The sequence below is a fragment of the Heterorhizobium halophytocola genome, assembly GCF_017873095.1.
In the GTDB taxonomy this organism is placed as follows: Bacteria; Pseudomonadota; Alphaproteobacteria; order Rhizobiales; family Rhizobiaceae; genus Allorhizobium; species Allorhizobium halophytocola.
This window is the reverse complement of the sequence record NZ_JAGGJU010000006.1, coordinates 115739-132829: the sequence shown is the minus strand read 5'-3', so window position 1 is coordinate 132829 and position 17091 is coordinate 115739. Positions and strand designations below refer to the sequence as shown.

Below are 17091 nucleotides of genomic sequence, written 5' to 3'. Positions count from 1 at the left end.
GATCTGCTGCGACGCATGCTAGCGATAGGTATTCGTTACAACGGAGATTCGCGGATGCGGACCGCTGAATTTGCAACTGCCGGAGCAGCGCTCCTCCTCTTCCTCCAGGCCGGGACATGCAATGCTGCCGACTGGTCGGTCAAGGAAATACGGACCGGGCTGTCTGCGTCGATCCAGGACGGGCGCAGCCAGGAAACAGGGCTGTTTCCCAACATCACCTTCTTCTTCGACCCGTTCGACGCGATGGATGCCACCACGCCGCTCGACCTGTTACTGCATCCCAGGGTGAATGTCGGGGCGATCCTCTCCACCAGCGGCGAGACCAACCTCGCCTTTGGCGGCGTCGACTGGAAAATTCCCGTGACCGACAAGCTCTATCTCGATCTCGGCTTCGGCGGGGCCGTACATGACGGCACGCTGACGGGCAATACGGACGGCCCCAATCTCGGCTGTCACTTGCTCTTCCACGAGTCGGTCGCCGCCGGCTACCGCATTACCGATCGCTTCGACCTCGTTGCCAGCGTCGATCACTCCTCGCATGCGGAATTGTGCGACGGGCCGAACGACGGCGTCAGCCATGCGGGCCTTGCGGTGGCCTATCATTTCTGACAGCCGCGATCGGCCGGCGACGCGCATGCAAGGCGGCGGGATAAGCCTCGGCGGAGCCCATTTTCCTGTCGCGCTTGACGGCCACATGGGTTAAAGAGGCGCCAAAGCCCCGAAAATGGCACCGATCCCAGGAAAAGAGATGACGATCCCGAATTCGATTGCGATCACCCCGGAACTTGTAGCTTCGCACGGGCTGAAGCCCGACGAATACCAGCGGATCCTCGATCTGATCGGCCGCGAGCCGAGCTTTACCGAACTCGGCATCTTCTCCGCCATGTGGAACGAACATTGTTCCTACAAATCCTCCAAGCGTTGGCTGCGCACCCTGCCGACCACCGGCGCCCGCGTCATCCAGGGTCCCGGCGAGAATGCCGGCGTTGTCGATATCGATGATGGCGATGTCGTGGTGTTCAAGATGGAGAGCCACAACCACCCGTCCTATATCGAACCCTATCAGGGGGCCGCGACCGGCGTCGGCGGCATCCTGCGCGACGTCTTCACCATGGGTGCCCGGCCGATCGCCGCCATGAACGCGTTGCGTTTCGGCGCACCGGATCATCCGAAGACGCGACACCTCGTCTCCGGCGTTGTTGCCGGCGTCGGCGGCTATGGCAATTCCTTCGGCGTGCCGACGGTCGGCGGCGAAGTCGAGTTCGACGAGCGCTATAACGGCAATATCCTGGTCAATGCCTTTGCAGCCGGCATCGCCAAGTCCGACGGCATCTTTCTCTCGGAAGCCAAGGGCGTTGGCCTGCCGGTCGTCTATCTCGGCGCCAAGACCGGCCGCGATGGCGTCGGTGGCGCGACCATGGCGTCTGCCGAATTCGACGAGCAGATCGAGGAGAAGCGCCCGACCGTGCAGGTCGGCGACCCCTTCACCGAGAAATGCCTGCTGGAAGCCTGCCTCGAACTGATGGCAACTGGGGCCGTCATCGCCATCCAGGACATGGGGGCTGCCGGTCTTACCTGTTCGGCCGTCGAGATGGGCGCCAAGGGCGGTCTCGGCATCGAGCTCGATCTCGACAAGGTGCCGGTCCGCGAAGAGCAGATGACCGCCTATGAAATGATGCTTTCGGAAAGCCAGGAGCGCATGCTCATGGTGCTGGAGCCCTCCAAGGAAGAGGCCGCCAAGGCGATCTTCGTCAAATGGGGCCTGGACTTCGCCATTGTCGGCAAGACCACCGACGACCTGCGCTTCCGTGTGCTGCATCAGGGCAGCGAAGTGGCGAACCTGCCGATCAAGGAACTCGGCGACGAGGCCCCGGAATATGATCGCCCCTGGCGCGAGGCCGACAAGCGTGGCGCCCTGCCCGCAAACCTGGTGGCCGAACCCGAAAACTACGGCGATGCGCTGCTGCAACTGGTCGGGTCCGCCAACCAGTCGAGCCGCCGCTGGGTCTACGAGCAGTACGACACGCTGATCCAGGGCAATTCGCTGCAGCTGCCGGGCGGTGACGCAGGCGTGGTGCGCGTCGACGGCCATCCGTCCAAGGCCCTCGCCTTCTCCTCCGACGTCACGCCGCGCTATGTCGAGGCCGACCCGTATGAAGGCGGCAAGCAGGCGGTCGCCGAATGCTGGCGCAATATCACGGCCACCGGCGCTGAGCCGCTCGCCTCGACCGACAACCTCAATTTCGGCAATCCGGAAAAGCCCGAAATCATGGGCCAGCTGGTCCAGGCGATCCAGGGCATCGGCGAAGCCTGTGCGGCGCTCGATTTCCCGATCGTCTCCGGCAATGTCTCGCTCTACAACGAGACCAATGGTGTCGCGATCCTGCCGACGCCCACGATCGCCGGTGTCGGCCTTCTGCATGACTGGAGCCGCATGGCCAGGATCGGCGGAGCCAACGAAGGCGATGTGGTGCTGCTCATCGGCATCGACGGAAGCCATCTCGGCAGCTCGATCTACATGCGCGACATTCTCGGCCTGACCGACGGTCCGCCGCCGGAAGTCGATCTCTATGCCGAACGCCGCAACGGCGATTTCGTCCGCTCCGCCATCCGCAACGGCCAGATCTCGGCCTGCCACGACATTTCGAGCGGCGGCCTGGCGCTTGCGCTCGCGGAGATGGCGATGGCCTCCGGCAAGGGCATGACGGTATCGCTAGCCGACAGCCGCGGCCTCAACCACGCCCTGCTGTTCGGCGAAGACCAGGCACGCTATGTCGTCACGGTCTCCCCGGATCTTGCCAATTTCATCTGCGCCAATGCCGAAGGTGGCGGCGTGCCGTTCCGCCGGCTCGGCACCATCGGCGGTTCCGATCTGGTGATCGAGGACGTGCTGAGCCTGCCGGTCACGACATTGCGTGACGCCCATGAATCATGGTTTCCTGATTTCATGCATGGCGACGCGCTGAGCGCCGCCGCGGAATAACCAGGAGACTGTCAACATGGCGATGAAACCGGGCGATATCGAAGACATGATCAAGGCGGGCATTCCCGGCTCGAAAGTCGTCATCCGTGACCTGGCAGGAGACGGCGACCACTATGCAGCCGAGGTCGTCGCGGAAGCCTTCCGCGGCAAGACCCGGGTGCAGCAGCACCAGATGGTCTATGACGCACTGAAGGGTAATATGGGCGGCGTACTGCATGCGCTTGCCCTGCAGACTTCCATCCCCGAATAGACAAGGCGTGAAAAGCGATGGCGCTCGGCATCGGCAGTATCGTTGAAGGCATCATCGAAGGCGCGCTGAAGGAGGTCTTAAAGAAGACCACCGGTCGCACGTCCGCCCGCCACAAGCGCCAGGCACGCTCCAAGACGACCGGCCGTTTCGTCAAGAAGAAGGCCGTCGCCCGCAAGCCGGCCAAAAAGCAGGTCAGCCGCCGACGCACGACCGCCAAGCGCAGCAGCCAGCGCGCCCCCCGGTAGCGCGACACCGGCCTGTGGCCGTGTCACATGCCTGTCGCAGTCGCCGGTCAAGAGATCCGTCCAAGCCCGGGTGTTCATGCCGCAGACGGCGGCAGACCGGCACGGCGCTGCCGGACGGCAAAAGCACTGGTAATCGTGGCTGCACGTTGTTATCTAGCGAAAAGACAAAGCAGCGGCCTTGAACCGCATGTGAAAGGACAAAACCATGAGCGCAAACGATTTCATCGCAAACGAAGTCAAGACCAATGACGTCGTCCTCTTCATGAAGGGCACACCGCAGTTCCCGCAATGTGGTTTCTCCGGCCAGGTCGTGCAGATCCTCGATTACCTCGGCATCGACTACAAGGGCGTCAACGTTCTTGCCGACGACGAGATTCGCCAGGGCATCAAGGAATATTCCAACTGGCCGACCATTCCCCAGCTTTACGTCAAGGGCGAGTTCCTCGGCGGCTGCGACATCATCCGCGAGATGTTCCAGGCGGGTGAACTGCAAAACCACCTGCAGGGCAACGGCATTGAGGTCCGCGGCGCGGCCTGAATGACGCGGGGGCGTTTGGCGCCCCGCTTCCCCAATCGTCCGTTTTTCAGAAAGGCGCTGCATCTGCAGCGCCTTCCGTTTGCAAAAGGTCCACGATGTCCAGTCCCTCGTCCCACCCGCCAGCGCTCGGCGCCATGCACCGGTTTGAATTCATCGCGCTGATGGCGGGGATGATGTCGCTGACAGCGCTAGCAATCGACAGCATGCTGCCGGCACTGGACCGCATCGGCGACTCGCTTGGCGTCACCAATGCCAATCATCGCCAGTATATCGTTTCGGCCTTCCTGCTCGGCTTTGGCGTCGCACAGTTGATCTACGGTCCGCTGTCCGACTGGCTCGGCCGGCGCAAGCCGGTCATCTTCGGCATCTCGATCTATGTCTTTGCCGCGCTCGCCGCCATGGTCGCACCGAATTTCGAGACCATGCTCGCCATGCGCGCCCTGCAGGGGCTGGGAGCCGCGGCACTGCGGGTCATCACCGTCTCCATCGTGCGCGACGTCTATGGCGGCCGCCGCATGGCGGAAGCCATGTCGCTGATCATGATGGTGTTCATGATCGTGCCGGTGATCGCGCCGGGCACCGGCCAGATCATCATGCTGTTCGGCAACTGGCACTGGATCTTCGCCTTCATGGCAACGGGCGCGGCGGTCGTCGGCGTCTGGATGTATGTCCGCCTGCCGGAGACGCTGCCGGTCGAACAACGCCGCCCGTTCAATCCGAAGACCATCGCAGCCGGTTTCCGCATCGTGCTGACCAACAGGCTGGCGCTTTGCTATACGCTGGCGACGACCTTCATCTTCGGTGCGCTGTTCGGCTTCATCAACTCGGCCCAGCAGATCTATATCGACATCTACGAACTCGGTGACTGGTTTGCGGCAGCCTTTGCCGCGGTGGCAATCTTCATGGCAGCCGCTTCGTTCATCAATTCAAGGCTGGTCGGCCGGTTCGGCATGCGCAAGCTGTCGCACGGCTCCCTGCTCGGCTTCATCGCCATCAATCTCGTCTGGCTGATCGCCCATTTCGTCGGGCCGCAGCCGATGCCCTTTCTGATGTTCCTGACGCTGTTTGCACTTTCGATGTTCCAGTTCGGCTGGATCGGCGCCAACTTCAACTCGCTCGCGATGGAGCCGCTCGGCCATGTCGCCGGCACGGCCTCCTCGGTGCTCGGCTTCATGAGCACGGTCGGCGGCGCATTGATCGGCGCGATCATCGGCCAGTCGTTCAACGGCACATCGGTCCCGATGGTCGCCGGCTTCTTCGTGGTCTCGATCATCGGACTGGTCTTCGTGCTGATCGCCGAACGAGGCAAGCTCTTCCAGCCCCATAATCCGGCGGTCTGAAACGTTCGCATGCAAGACATGTAAAACCCGCAGCAAGGGATTCTTGCTGCGGGTTTTTGCGTCTTACGTACCGCTATCTTGCGTTTTCAGAAGGTGAAGATCTTCCGGCGCAGCTCCTGCCAGCTGCTCTCATCCGGAGCGATCAGCAGGCCGCCTTCCACCTGGCCCGGTTTGTAGACCGAACCATCGAGCCTGCGCACATGCGCACCGGCCTCCTCGCAGATCAGGGCACCGGCCAGATGATCCCAGGGCATCAGCTTGTGATACATCAGGAAATGAAAGTGACCGCCTGAAAACGCACGATATTCGTGAGCCGCGCAGCGATAGGTCGTAAACAGCCTGACCTCGGCCAGATTGGTCAGCATGGTGCGGCGGTGTTCGACCGGGATATAGCTGGCATTGGCAATGCCGACCATCTGGTCGAGCGGCATGGGAGGTGCGAGCGTCGCTTCCGTCTGGCTGCCGTCTGCGCCGCAGAACCAGGCGCCGGAGCCCCTTTCGGCAATCAGCCAGTCATTGCCCATCGGGTCGTAGATGACGCCGGCGACAGTCTCGCCCTTGGCAACGACCGAGGCCATGACGCCGAACAGCGGCAGGCCCGAGGCGAAGTTGAAGGTGCCATCGATCGGATCGATCACGACGGCCAGATCCGCGTCGGCAAGCTTGTCGAGCAGCGAAGGATCGGCGGCCACGCCCTCCTCGCCGATGAACAATGCATCCGGCATGGCCTCGGCCAGCCGCGCCATGATCCGCCGCTCGGCGGCCTCGTCGGCTTCCGTGACGAGATCGATCGCCTCGGTCTTGACGCGTATGTCCTCGGCGCCGAGATTGCGAAAGCGCGGCAATATCTCCGTGGCCGCCGCCTCCTGCAAGATATTGGCAAGCAACGCGATGTCGAGTTCGGCCATGATGTCAGTCCTTGGCTTTGGGGTGGAGGTCCTTGAAGTCGAAAAGGGCGGGGTCGAGCAGATGGGACGGATTGACGTGGCCGAGCGCCCGCAGCATCGCGTCCTTGCGGCCCGGCATCTTCGCCTCGATGCCGGCCAGCATGTCCTTCATCGCATTGCGCTGCAGCCCGTCCTGCGAACCGCAGAGATCGCAGGGGATGATCGGAAAGGCCATCGCCTCGGCAAAGCGTGCCAGATCGTCCTCGGCCGCATAGGCGAGCGGTCGCAGTAGCATCAGGTCGCCTTCGTCGTTCAGCAGTTTCGGCGGCATCGAGGCAAGCCGTCCGCCGTGGAAGAAGTTCATGAAGAAGGTTTCGAGAATATCCTCCCGGTGGTGGCCGAGCACCAGCGCGTCGCAGCCTTCTTCCCGGGCGATGCGGTAGAGATTGCCGCGGCGCAGCCGCGAGCAGAGCGAACAATAGGTGCCACCCGCCGGCACCTTCTCCTTCACGATCGAATAGGTGTCGCGATATTCGATCCGGTGCCGCACGCCGATCGATGTCAGGTAGTCCGGCAGCACGTGCTTGGGAAAATTGGGCTGGCCCTGGTCGAGATTGCAGGCGACCAGTTCGACCGGCAGCAGTCCGCGCCATTTGAGATCGAGCAGCAGCGCCAGCAGGCCGTAACTGTCCTTGCCGCCGGACAGGCCGACCAGCCAGCGCTTCTGGCCCTTCAGCATGTCGAAATCGTCGAACGCCTGGCGGACCTGGCGGATGAGACGCTTGCGCAGCTTGTTGAACGACACGGAACGTGGCGCAGCGGCAAACATCGGATGCACCCCAGCCGTGTCCGCCGTTTCGGCGTCGTGGATGTCGGCGTCCTTTGCTGCGGTGTCAAGCTCATTTAGGGTCATCGGGCAAGCTCGTATAACTGGGCGCAACCGGGTGCGCACCTGGCGGTGCGCAACTGGCGCACAAGACGGATGTGACGCCACATGACGCGTTACGCCGCGAAGATCAAGCCCCGAAGACCGACCAGCCGGTCTGGTTGGTAAGCATTTCGAGCGCCAGCGTGCCGAGCGCGGAATTGCCGACCTTGTTGAGGCCGGGCGACCAGACCGCGATCGAAGCCTTGCCCGGCGCGACCGCCAGAATGCCGCCGCCGACGCCGCTCTTGCCCGGCAGGCCGACATGGAAGGCGAAATCGCCGGAACCGTCGTAATGGCCGCAGGTCAGCATCAGGGCGTTGATGCGCCGCGCCCGGCTGGCGCTGACGACGGAATAGCCGCTGATCGGATCCGCCCCCTGGGCTGCCAGGAACAGGCCTGCCCGCGACAGCTGGCGCGTCGTCATGGCGAGCGCGCACTGGTGGAAATAGACGCCGAGCACATGCGCCACGTCGTGGTGCAGATTGCCGAAGGAGCGCATGAAATTGGCCAGCGCCGTGTTGCGCGATCCGGTGGCGGTCTCCGACATCGCCACGGCCCGGTCGATGGTCAGCATATCGTCATCGGCCAGATAGCGCATGAAGCGGACATATTCGCCGATCGCTTCCTTCGGCTTGTAGCTGCCGAGCACGATGTCGCAGATGACGATGGCGCCGGCATTGATGAAGGGATTGCGCGGGATGCCGTGCTCCTGCTCGAGCTGGACGATCGAGTTGAAGGCTGTTCCGGACGGCTCCCGCCCGACACGCTTCCACACCGTCTCGCCCGCCTGCCCCAGCGCCAGCGTCAGCATGAAGACCTTGGATATGCTCTGGATCGAAAACGGCGTCTCCGCATCGCCGGCGCTGAAGACCTGGCCGTCGACGGTGGTGATGGTGATCGCGAATTGCTTCGGGTCGACCTTGGCCAGCTGCGGGATGTAATCCGCAACCTTGCCTTCGCCCCGGCGCTCGGAAAGCGCGGATGCTATATCATCGACGACTGCCTGCAGATCCATAAGCATGCCCCTGATGCGAAAAAAGCCGCCCGTTGCCGGGCGGCTTTCTGAAATAACGCGCTCGAGTGATTAGCGCGAGTAGAATTCGACGACCAGGTTCGGTTCCATGATGACGGCGTAAGGCACGTCGGCAAGGGTCGGAATGCGAACGAAGGTGGCGACCATCTTGTGGTGGTCGGCTTCGATGTAGTCCGGAACGTCGCGCTCGGCGAGCGAAACGGCTTCCAGAACGGTCACCATCTGCTTCGACTTTTCGCGCACTTCGATCACGTCGCCGGCCTTGCAGCGGTAGGAACCGATGTTGACCTTGACGCCGTTGACCGTGACGTGGCCATGGTTGACGAACTGACGGGCAGCAAAGACGGTCGGGACGAACTTGGCGCGGTAGACGATGGCGTCCAGACGCGATTCCAGCAGACCGATCAGGTTTTCACCGGTGTCGCCCTTGCGGCGGTTGGCTTCTTCGTAGGTCGCGCGGAACTGCTTCTCGCGAATGTCCCCGTAGTAGCCCTTCAGCTTCTGCTTGGCGCGTAGCTGCACGCCGAAGTCGGAAAGCTTGCCCTTGCGGCGCTGACCGTGCTGGCCGGGGCCGTATTCGCGGCGGTTGACCGGGGACTTCGGACGGCCCCAGATGTTTTCGCCCATGCGGCGGTCGATTTTGTACTTGGAAGATGCGCGCTTGCTCATCGTATTTCCTTAAAGTTCAACATGCTGGAGCGATCCGTTGACGGACCGGCTCCCAAGGAAACACGCCCTCCTCTGAGTTCCTTTTTCGAACTCTGACAGGTTTCTCACGAAAGCGTTTCGGAGGAAACCACGGGACATGTCAGTGAAACACCGGACATCGCTGCCCGGCGTTGGCGGGGCTATAGGGGCAATCCGGCGGGAAGTCAAGCGAACCGGTCGCATGGATGTGGATTGGACGGACATCAGGCGCCCGATCACGATCTTCTGCCTTATTTTAGCAGCATGCTGACACGGCGGCAATTCCGCTCTATGTGTGACGGCGAACCCCGTCTTTTTTCAGAAACCGACCCAAGGCCAAACATGCTGCCCCGCCTCTCCCGGCTCCTCGCTGGCGCCACCCTGACCCTCTCGCTGACCCTTGCTGCCTCCCTGGCGCAGGCAGCGCGCGCCTATATCGTCGTGGATGCCACCAATGGCACCGTGCTGGAATCGCAAAATCCAGGCGAGCGCCTCTATCCGGCCTCGCTGACGAAGATGATGACGCTCTATCTGACCTTCGAGGCGTTGAAGCAGGGGCGGCTGCACTGGGACGACCGGCTGGTGATGTCGGAAAATGCCGAGAGCAAGGATCCTTACAAGTTTGCCGTCGGCGCCGGTCGATCGATCTCCGTGCGCGAAGCCGTGCTCGGCATGATCATCCTGTCGACCAATGATTCGGCCGTGGCCGTGGCCGAGACCCTCTCCGGTTCGGAAGCCGCCTTCGGCAAGGTGATGACCGCCAAGGCACACGAACTGGGGATGAAGGACACGACCTTCACCAATCCCGCCGGGCTGCCGGACCCGATCCAGGTGACGACCGCCACCGACATGGCGCGCCTCGGCATGGCGCTGATGCGCGACTTCCCCGAAGAGTTCAAACTGTTTTCCGAAAAGCGGATGGTCTTCCGCGGCATGAAGCTGCATGGCCACAACGGCGTGCTGATGGCGCATGACTGGGCGGACGGGATCAAGACCGGCTACACCGAGGCCTCCGGCTACAATCTGGTGACATCGGCGACGAACGGTGCGCGGCGGCTGGTCGGCGTCGTGCTTGGCAGCGACACCGAGGCCGGCCGCGACGCCGAAATGGTGTCGCTGATGGAGAAATATCTCGGCCCCCTGCCGCCGCCGGCCGTCGCCAACAGCGATGCCGAGATGGGCGACACAGGCTCCAACTGATCGTTTAAGCGACAGGCTGACAGGCCGCTCCGACCCGTGCCTGCCTTCAGGTGCGGCACGGCACGGCTGGGGTTGTCAGCCGATCAGCGCCCTTGCCTTCAGCCAGCCTGCCAATGTCTGCGTCCAGCTTTCGGTCGCGCTGCCCGGCCGTCCCATGCCGAAGCCGTGGCCGCCGGAGCCGAGCTGGAGAAGATCGGCCGGCACGTCATGGGCATCGAGAGCCCGCTTCAGGATCACCGTGTTCATCGGACTTGCGATCGGGTCGTCGACCGCCTGCACCAGGAAAAACGGCGGGCAAGCCTTGTCGACATGGGTTTCCACCGACCACTCCCGGCTTTGCGCCGATGTCGGATGCGCGCCGACCAGCGACCGCCGCGTGACGGTATGGTCATAGGGCGGTACCAGGGTAACGACCGGATAGGCAAGGACGGCGAAATCGGGCCGCGCGGACACCAGGTCGATCCCGTCGGACGCGCCATAGACCGGCTCGAACGCCTGGGTTGCCAGCATGCCCGCCAGATGACCGCCGGCTGAAAACCCGATGACGCCGACCCGCCCGATGTCCAGGCGGAAGGCCGGTGCGCCGGCGCGGATCACCCGCATGGCCCGCACCGCATCCTCCAGCGGCGCCTTGGCGCCTGAGACCCACCCCTCGCCCGGCAGGCGGTAGGTCAGCACGAAAGCGGTGATGCCGCGCGCGGCAAACCAGTCGGCCGCGGGATCGGACTCGGCGCCCTCCTCGATCCGACGATAGCCGCCGCCCCCGGCAATCAGCACGGCCGCTCCATTGGAGACGGCCGGTCGCACGACGCGAAGATGCGGGGTCGCGACGTTGGAGACCGCGCCTCTTGCCGTACGCCTGATCGGCCCCCTCGGCCCGCCACCCTCCGGTGGCCCCGCCGGCCAGAGAGACAGGCTGCTCGCCTCGCCCGCTTCGACCCGTGTGGAAAAAAGCAGCGGGGCGACACAGGCGGTGAGAAACTGACGACGGACGAGCAAGGAGAGCCTCCAGACAAAATAATCATGACAGGGCGCTTCACCTCGCCACGATTATTTCGCATAACAATTGTGGCCCCGCCGAGACACAGCTCACGATATTCCGAGCGACGCCTTCATCGTCCCTTGCCCAGCGTATTTCAGGATTTCCGCATGACCGACACCGTTCTTGACCGCTTCCTCCGCTATGTCGTCATCGATACCCAGTCCAATGCCGCATCGAGCTCCCAGCCTTCGACGGACAAGCAAAAAAATCTTGGCCGGCTGCTGGTCGACGAACTGGCCGCGCTCGGGCTTGAAGATGCGCATCTCGACGAGCACGGCAATGTCTATGCGACGGTGCCCGGCAATGTGGAAAAATCCGTGCCGGTGATCTGCCTCTGCTCGCATATGGACACGGCGCCGGACTTTTCCGGCAAGGACGTCAAGCCGCAGGTGGTCAGGGCCTATGCCGGCGGCGATATTCCGTTGGTCGGCGATCCGAGCCGTGTCATCCGCGTGGCCGAGCATCCCGATCTTGAGCAGCAGATCGGCCACGACATCGTCACCACCGACGGCACCACGCTTCTGGGTGCCGACGACAAGGCAGGCATTGCCGAGATCATCAGCGCGGCGCAATATCTTCTGGAAAACCCGCAGATCAAGCACGGCGCGGTCAAGCTGCTGTTCACGACCGACGAGGAGATCGGCCGCGGTGCAGACAAGGTCGATCTCGCCAAGCTCGGCGCCAGGTTTGGCTACACGCTCGATGGCGGCCGGATCGGCGACGTCGAGAACGAGACATTCTCGGCCGACGCGGTGACCATCGATATCACCGGCGTCGCCATGCATCCGGGTACCGCCAAGGGCCGCATGGAGAACGCGATCAAGATCGCCGCCGACATCGTCAGCCGCCTGCCGAAGGACATCACCCCGGAAACGACGGAAGGCAAGGTAGGCTTCATCCATCCGACCGGCATCACCGGCGCCATGGAAGGCGCGCAGATCAAGCTGATCATCCGCGACTTTGCAGACGAGGGCCTCGCCGAAAAGCAGGCGCTGCTGCGATCGCTGACCGAAAGCGTGCTCTCGGAATATCCAGGCTCGAGCTTCACCTTCACCGTTGTCCAGCAATATCGCAACATGAAGGTCGTGCTCGATCAGCATCCGGAAGTGATGGACAATCTGATCGAGGCGGTAAAGCGCGTCGGTCTGACGCCGGTCCAGCACAGCATCCGCGGCGGCACCGATGGTTCGCGGCTGTCCTTCATGGGCCTGCCCTGCCCCAATATCTTCACCGGCGGCCATGCCTATCATTCGCCGCTCGAGTGGATCAGCGTCCAGGACATGGAAACGACGGTTCGCACCATCGTCGAACTGGTGAAAGTCTGGGAACAGCGCGCGCCGGAGAATTAACCTTCGCTTAACAGAACATCTACACGGATCGCGCGTTTAGGTATAAGGTTCAACCGGGAGGAATTTCGATGGATGATCCGTACGACCTCAATCGCTTCGTCAAGGCGCAGGCACCCTTCTATGAACAGGCGGTCAGGGAGCTTCTCCGTGGCCGCAAGATGACCCACTGGATGTGGTTCATCTTTCCGCAGCTGGAAGGCCTGGGCTCCAGCATTCCCGCGCGGCGCTATGCCATCACTTCGGTCGATGAGGCCCGCGCCTATCTGGCTCATCCGGTGCTCGGACCACGGCTGAAGGAATGCGCATGCATCCTGCTCGGCCATCAGGGACGCACCGCCGAGCAGATCTTCGGACGGACCGACATGCTCAAGCTTCGGTCGTCGATGACCCTGTTCGCCCTCGCCAGCAAGCAGCGCTCGGTGTTCCGCGAGGTGCTCGATCGCTACTACAACGGCAAGAGCGACAGCCTGACGCTCGACCGCGTACCGCAGGCCGCCTGAACAGGACGGGGCCGGCCACGGCCGGCCCGAAAGCTGCGAGACCGGAGAAGGACGTGTCCGGGTATATCCCGAGCATTCCCAAGCGCGGCTTGTCTCTTTCAGTTGAGAGCCGGGGACGGCACCAAGGCGTCAAGGCTTGCCAATCCATGGGCATCCGGCGCCCTTCCGGGCACGTCTGTCCCAATCGGTCCGTCACTCGGCGGCTGAGCGCAGGTCCTGTCCCTCGTCGTCCGCCGCATTCGGATCCCCCGGCAGCGTTTCCGCCTCCAGTTCCGGGAAGGCGACAATGCGCTTGCCGGCAAAGTCGGTGTGCACCACAATCAGCCCTTGTTCCTCGAAATAGCCGAGCAGTCGCCGGGCACGGCGCGCCGAATGGGTGCCGTAGGCCTTGGCCAGGCGCAGGTCCGACGGGCAGGGCTCGGCGCGAATGGCAGCCCGCGCCATCAGCAGGAAGACCCCTTGCAGATCGTCGGACACCCCGGAAGAGAGCGACAGCGCCGTGGCCCAGGACGCGCTTGCCGCGGTTTCCTCGTCCACATCGGCACGGCTGACGGCGACGCGACGGCGAAACTCGCTCATCGCCATCGGCGGCCCGCCGACGCGGCGCATGCGGGCCCGCACCAGGAATTCCTGATAGAGCACCGAATCCGTGCGGAACGCCGATTGCGGGTCGGCGAGGATCTCGTCCAGCACGCCGACAAGACGCTCCTCGCGTTCCTCCTCACTGAGCGCCGGAGCGGCTGTGCGGGTGGGTACAGCGGGGCTGTCCTCGCTGGCGGCGGGCGCCGCCTTGGAGAGTTCCGCCAGAATATCCGTTGTCGGCCGGGGCGCGGGTGCTGCGCGGCGCTGGGCGACGGGTCGGGTAAACTCCTCCGGATCCGGGGTGAACACCAGATCCTCGACATCCTCGGGCGCATTCGGCAGCGGCATCAGCTTCGGGCTGGACGAACGGGCCGAGGTCTCCACGTCGCCGATGATGATCGGCAGCGGCCGACGCGACAGCGCCGGACCGAGGGCGACGAAATTGCCGCGCTTCAGGTCGCGGAACATCTCCGCCTGGCGACGGTCCATACCGAGCAGATCGGCAGCACGCGCCATGTCGATATCGAGAAAGGTTCGACCCATCAGGAAGTTGGAGGCTTCGGCGGCCACGTTCTTGGCGAGCTTTGCCAGACGCTGGGTGGCGATCACGCCGGCCAGACCACGCTTCCGGCCACGGCACATCAGGTTGGTCATCGCCCCAAGCGACATGCGGCGGGTGTCTTCGGTGACGTCGCCGCCGACCGAGGGCGCGAACATCTGGGCTTCATCGACCACCACCAGGACCGGAAACCAGAATTCGCGGTCGGCATCGAACATGCCGTTGAGGAAGGCGGCGGCGGCCCGCATCTGCTGCTCGATCTCGAGGCTTTCGAGCGTGAGCACGCAGGAGACCCTGTGGCGGCGGATGCGGTCGGCAATGCCGGCGAGTTCCGCCTCGGTCCGGTCGGCATCGATGACCACATGGCCATATTTGTCGGCCAGGGTGACGAAGTCTCCTTCCGGGTCGATGATGACCTGCTGCACCCATTCGGCGGACTGTTCGAGCAATCGGCGCAGCAGATGCGACTTGCCCGAGCCCGAATTGCCCTGCACCAGCAGGCGCGTCGCCAGCAGCTCCTCGATATCGAGCTTGGCCGGCTGACCGCCTTGCACCGTTCCCATATCGATTCCGACCTGCAACGCAACAACCTCTTCACATCTGGAGCATCGTGTTCATTTAGCAGGTTCTGTCCTGCAATGCGCTGTCCGGCGCAGACTTACTCACAGCCAATTACGCCGGCTCAGGCTCAGGCTGGCGCGACTCATGTGTCGTGAGCGCGCCTGTCAGCAGCAGGCTTATAGCAAGGGCAGGCAGCAGCATGGCAAGCCCTGTTTTCAATCCGAAGGCCTTGGCGGCAAAACCGATGACCGGCGGCCCCACCAGAAAGCCCAGCAATGCGATGAAGGAGAGGATCGCGACACTGGCTGCCGCCGGACGGTCGGTCAGTGCCGCCGATGCGCTGACCGCCAGCGGAAAGCCGACCGACACACCGAAGCCGACGATGACGAAGCCCAGATAGGCCACCGGCAGGACGGGTGCGATCACGACGACCAGCATGCCGATCAGCGCAAAGACGCCGCAGATGCGTGCAAGCATCACCGCGCCCAGCCGCGCCTTCAAAAGATCGCCGACAAAGCGGCCGCCGGCCGCCACCAGGGCAAACAGCGTGTAACCGAGGCCTGTCAGGATGCCATTGGTGGCAAACAGGTCGCGCAGATAGACGGCAGACCAGTCGGCGACCGCGCCCTCGGTCATGGTGATGCCGAAGGTGAACAGGCAGATCGCCAGAAGGGCCGCACTCGGCAATTTGAACGGCAAGCGCACCACCGCCACCGCATCATCCGCGGTTTCCGCTTTCGGCAGCCGGACACCGACGAACAGGCCGGCCGGCAGAACGACGATCGCGACCGCGAAGACCGCCGGCGCCGGGCCGAGGCCGAGCGAGGCCAGCGCCCCACCGATCAGGCTGCCGGCCATGATGCCGAGGCTCCAGAAACCATGGCAGCGGTTCATGATCAGCCGCCCGCACATCTTCTCGATCTGATCGGCCTCGACATTCAGGCTGAGCTCCATCGTCGTCATCGCCGCCCCGAGCAGCATCAGCGTGGCGAACAGCATGCCCACGCTGCCGGACAGGGCCGGCACGAAAACCAGGCCGAGAAAGATCCAGAAGCCGTAGAGGATCGCCTGCCTGCTGCCGATCCGCGCGACCAGCCGGCCGGCGAAGGGCAGCATGACAAGAATGCCGACGGGCATGCCGATCAGCGCGATCGCCAGATCGCCGGGACCGATGGCCAGGCGCGCCTGAATGTCGGGAATGCGCGGCAGCCAGGCGCCGAAGGCGATCGGCTGCAAAAAAAAGATGGCCATGATCAGTCGCACGGGTGACATGAAGAAGCGCTCGTCGGATGGGAGGAAGACGCAGAATCGGTATGATGCCCGCAGACTAGCCGAAATTCGTCAGCACCAGAAATGCCGCTCGCCCTGCCGTTTCGCCACGGACCGCGACAGGCCGATATCGGCCAGCAGCCGATCGTCCAGTGCCATCAGGTGACGGCGACTGCGGCGGCGGTGCCGCCAGCGCCACAGGCACAGCCACAGGCGGTGCCTCAACCCGCGCGCAACGCCGGTATCGGCGCTGTCATCGGCCATCGGCCCGTTCCTGTCAGTCTCGCCCATCGCATCACCCTCCGGTCAGGTTTTCAAGCCGAGAGCGAAATAGCCTGCCCTGCCCTCCGGATGCTTCGGCCCCGGCCGAACTGTCGGGGCATGACGCGTGGCGGTTCTCGCGCTAGACTGGAGCCATGAACGAGATGGCCAACCCCATATCGATCGCCGAGATCGGCGCCCTGATCGGCGATGTAGCCCGCGCCAACATCCTCTCCGCCCTGATGGGCGGCAAGGCGCTGACGGCGACCGAGCTTTCATGGCATGCCCGGGTGAGCGCCCAGACGACCAGCGGCCATCTGGCGAAGCTGCTGGATGGCAAGCTTGTCGCCGTCGAGAAGCAGGGCCGGCATCGCTATTATCGCCTGGCCTCGCAGAATGTCGTGGACGCTCTGGAACAGCTGACGACGCTTGCGAGCCTCGGGCCCAAACGGCATCGCCCGACGGGGCCGAAGGACGTGGCCATGCGCCGTGCCCGCACCTGCTACGACCATCTCGCGGGGCGGATTGCGGTCGCGATCGCCGACCGGCTGACATCTGCCGGCTATATCCAGATCGACGACGGCGCCGGTCTTGTCACCGACGAGGGCCGCCGGTTCTTCTGCGATTTCGGCATAGATCTCGATCCGAGACCCGGCAGCCATCGCCCGCTTTGCCGCTGCTGCCTGGACTGGAGCGAGCGGCGCATGCATCTCGGCGGCCGGCTCGGCGCGGCGATCCTGAAACGCACGAAGGACCTCAACTGGCTGCGCGCGGGAAGCAGCAGCCGGGCACTTGACCTCACCCCCGCGGGCGAACGGGGACTGCGCGACGTTTTTGACATCGCGCAGTCCGATCTTGCCATCGACGCGGCCTGATC

Annotated in this window: 18 protein-coding genes; 10 read left to right on the top strand and 8 right to left on the bottom strand. The window is 63.7% G+C overall.

Features of this window, described 5'->3' with window-relative positions; genetic code table 11:
* Positions 1-54 precede the first annotated feature (54 nt).
* The 6 genes from J2Z17_RS12255 (at position 55) to J2Z17_RS12230 (ending at position 5356) form a co-directional block, all read left to right on the top strand.
* Entirely contained in the window at positions 55-609 is a 555-nt protein-coding gene (locus J2Z17_RS12255; RefSeq protein ID WP_209945355.1) for an acyloxyacyl hydrolase, read from the top strand.
* A 139-nt stretch (positions 610-748) separates the two neighbouring features.
* A complete protein-coding gene (gene purL, locus J2Z17_RS12250) occupies positions 749-2983 on the top strand; it encodes a phosphoribosylformylglycinamidine synthase subunit PurL (protein ID WP_209945352.1) in 2235 nt (744 codons plus the stop codon).
* A 16-nt stretch (positions 2984-2999) separates the two neighbouring features.
* Positions 3000-3233, top strand: a complete 234-nt coding sequence (locus J2Z17_RS12245) for a BolA/IbaG family iron-sulfur metabolism protein (protein ID WP_209945351.1) — start codon at positions 3000-3002, stop codon at positions 3231-3233.
* A 17-nt stretch (positions 3234-3250) separates the two neighbouring features.
* Positions 3251-3478, top strand: coding sequence for a hypothetical protein (locus tag J2Z17_RS12240; protein WP_209945349.1), 228 nt, complete (start codon positions 3251-3253; stop codon positions 3476-3478).
* 205 nt (positions 3479-3683) lie between these two features.
* Complete coding sequence (gene grxD, locus J2Z17_RS12235) at positions 3684-4016, top strand: Grx4 family monothiol glutaredoxin (RefSeq protein ID WP_209945347.1); 333 nt, start codon at positions 3684-3686, stop codon at positions 4014-4016.
* Between the two features lie 134 nt (positions 4017-4150).
* The gene (locus tag J2Z17_RS12230) at positions 4151-5356 is read left to right on the top strand and encodes a multidrug effflux MFS transporter (RefSeq protein ID WP_209945737.1); all 1206 of its coding nucleotides are present in this window, start codon (positions 4151-4153) and stop codon (positions 5354-5356) included.
* A gap of 86 nt (positions 5357-5442) precedes the next feature.
* Here the strand turns inward: J2Z17_RS12230 and J2Z17_RS12225 are convergent, their stop codons facing one another.
* From J2Z17_RS12225 to rpsD, 4 genes are all read right to left on the bottom strand, one after another.
* Positions 5443-6267: an inositol monophosphatase family protein gene (locus J2Z17_RS12225; protein ID WP_209945735.1), complete on the bottom strand. Its 825-nt coding sequence runs from the start codon at positions 6265-6267 to the stop codon at positions 5443-5445.
* Position 6268: 1 nt separating this feature from the next.
* Entirely contained in the window at positions 6269-7156 is an 888-nt protein-coding gene (ttcA, locus tag J2Z17_RS12220) for a tRNA 2-thiocytidine(32) synthetase TtcA (protein WP_209945345.1), read from the bottom strand.
* A 103-nt stretch (positions 7157-7259) separates the two neighbouring features.
* The gene (locus J2Z17_RS12215; protein WP_245224054.1) at positions 7260-8192 is read right to left on the bottom strand and encodes a glutaminase; all 933 of its coding nucleotides are present in this window, start codon (positions 8190-8192) and stop codon (positions 7260-7262) included.
* Between the two features lie 63 nt (positions 8193-8255).
* The gene (rpsD, locus tag J2Z17_RS12210) at positions 8256-8873 is read right to left on the bottom strand and encodes a 30S ribosomal protein S4 (protein WP_209945341.1); all 618 of its coding nucleotides are present in this window, start codon (positions 8871-8873) and stop codon (positions 8256-8258) included.
* Between the two features lie 360 nt (positions 8874-9233).
* Here rpsD and J2Z17_RS12205 point away from each other — a divergent pair, with 360 nt between their 5' ends.
* Positions 9234-10091 carry a D-alanyl-D-alanine carboxypeptidase family protein gene (locus J2Z17_RS12205; protein WP_209945339.1) on the top strand — a complete coding sequence of 286 codons (858 nt, stop codon included), beginning with the start codon at positions 9234-9236 and terminating at the stop codon, positions 10089-10091.
* A gap of 75 nt (positions 10092-10166) precedes the next feature.
* On the opposite strand, the gene J2Z17_RS12200 is transcribed toward J2Z17_RS12205, so the two are convergent.
* Positions 10167-11090 (bottom strand): alpha/beta hydrolase, encoded by a 924-nt coding sequence (locus tag J2Z17_RS12200; RefSeq protein ID WP_209945337.1) that lies wholly within the window; start codon positions 11088-11090, stop codon positions 10167-10169.
* Positions 11091-11240: 150 nt separating this feature from the next.
* On the opposite strand from J2Z17_RS12200, the gene pepT reads away from it, so the two are divergent.
* Together pepT and J2Z17_RS12190 are read left to right on the top strand one after the other, a co-directional pair.
* Complete coding sequence (gene pepT, locus J2Z17_RS12195) at positions 11241-12482, top strand: peptidase T (RefSeq protein WP_209945335.1); 1242 nt, start codon at positions 11241-11243, stop codon at positions 12480-12482.
* A 68-nt stretch (positions 12483-12550) separates the two neighbouring features.
* Complete coding sequence (locus J2Z17_RS12190; protein ID WP_209945333.1) at positions 12551-12982, top strand: DUF1810 domain-containing protein; 432 nt, start codon at positions 12551-12553, stop codon at positions 12980-12982.
* A 192-nt stretch (positions 12983-13174) separates the two neighbouring features.
* Here the strand turns inward: J2Z17_RS12190 and J2Z17_RS12185 are convergent, their stop codons facing one another.
* The 3 genes from J2Z17_RS12185 to J2Z17_RS12175 all read right to left on the bottom strand — a co-directional run bounded on the left by J2Z17_RS12185 (position 13175) and on the right by J2Z17_RS12175 (position 16217).
* Positions 13175-14704 carry a helicase HerA domain-containing protein gene (locus J2Z17_RS12185; protein ID WP_209945331.1) on the bottom strand — a complete coding sequence of 510 codons (1530 nt, stop codon included), beginning with the start codon at positions 14702-14704 and terminating at the stop codon, positions 13175-13177.
* A gap of 91 nt (positions 14705-14795) precedes the next feature.
* On the bottom strand, positions 14796-15935 hold the full coding sequence (locus tag J2Z17_RS12180; RefSeq protein ID WP_377300072.1) for an MFS transporter: 1140 nt from the start codon (positions 15933-15935) through the stop codon (positions 14796-14798).
* 90 nt (positions 15936-16025) lie between these two features.
* Entirely contained in the window at positions 16026-16217 is a 192-nt protein-coding gene (locus J2Z17_RS12175; protein ID WP_209945326.1) for a YjiS-like domain-containing protein, read from the bottom strand.
* 161 nt (positions 16218-16378) lie between these two features.
* Here J2Z17_RS12175 and J2Z17_RS12170 point away from each other — a divergent pair, with 161 nt between their 5' ends.
* Complete coding sequence (locus tag J2Z17_RS12170) at positions 16379-17089, top strand: ArsR/SmtB family transcription factor (RefSeq protein WP_245224053.1); 711 nt, start codon at positions 16379-16381, stop codon at positions 17087-17089.
* Positions 17090-17091 lie beyond the last annotated feature (2 nt).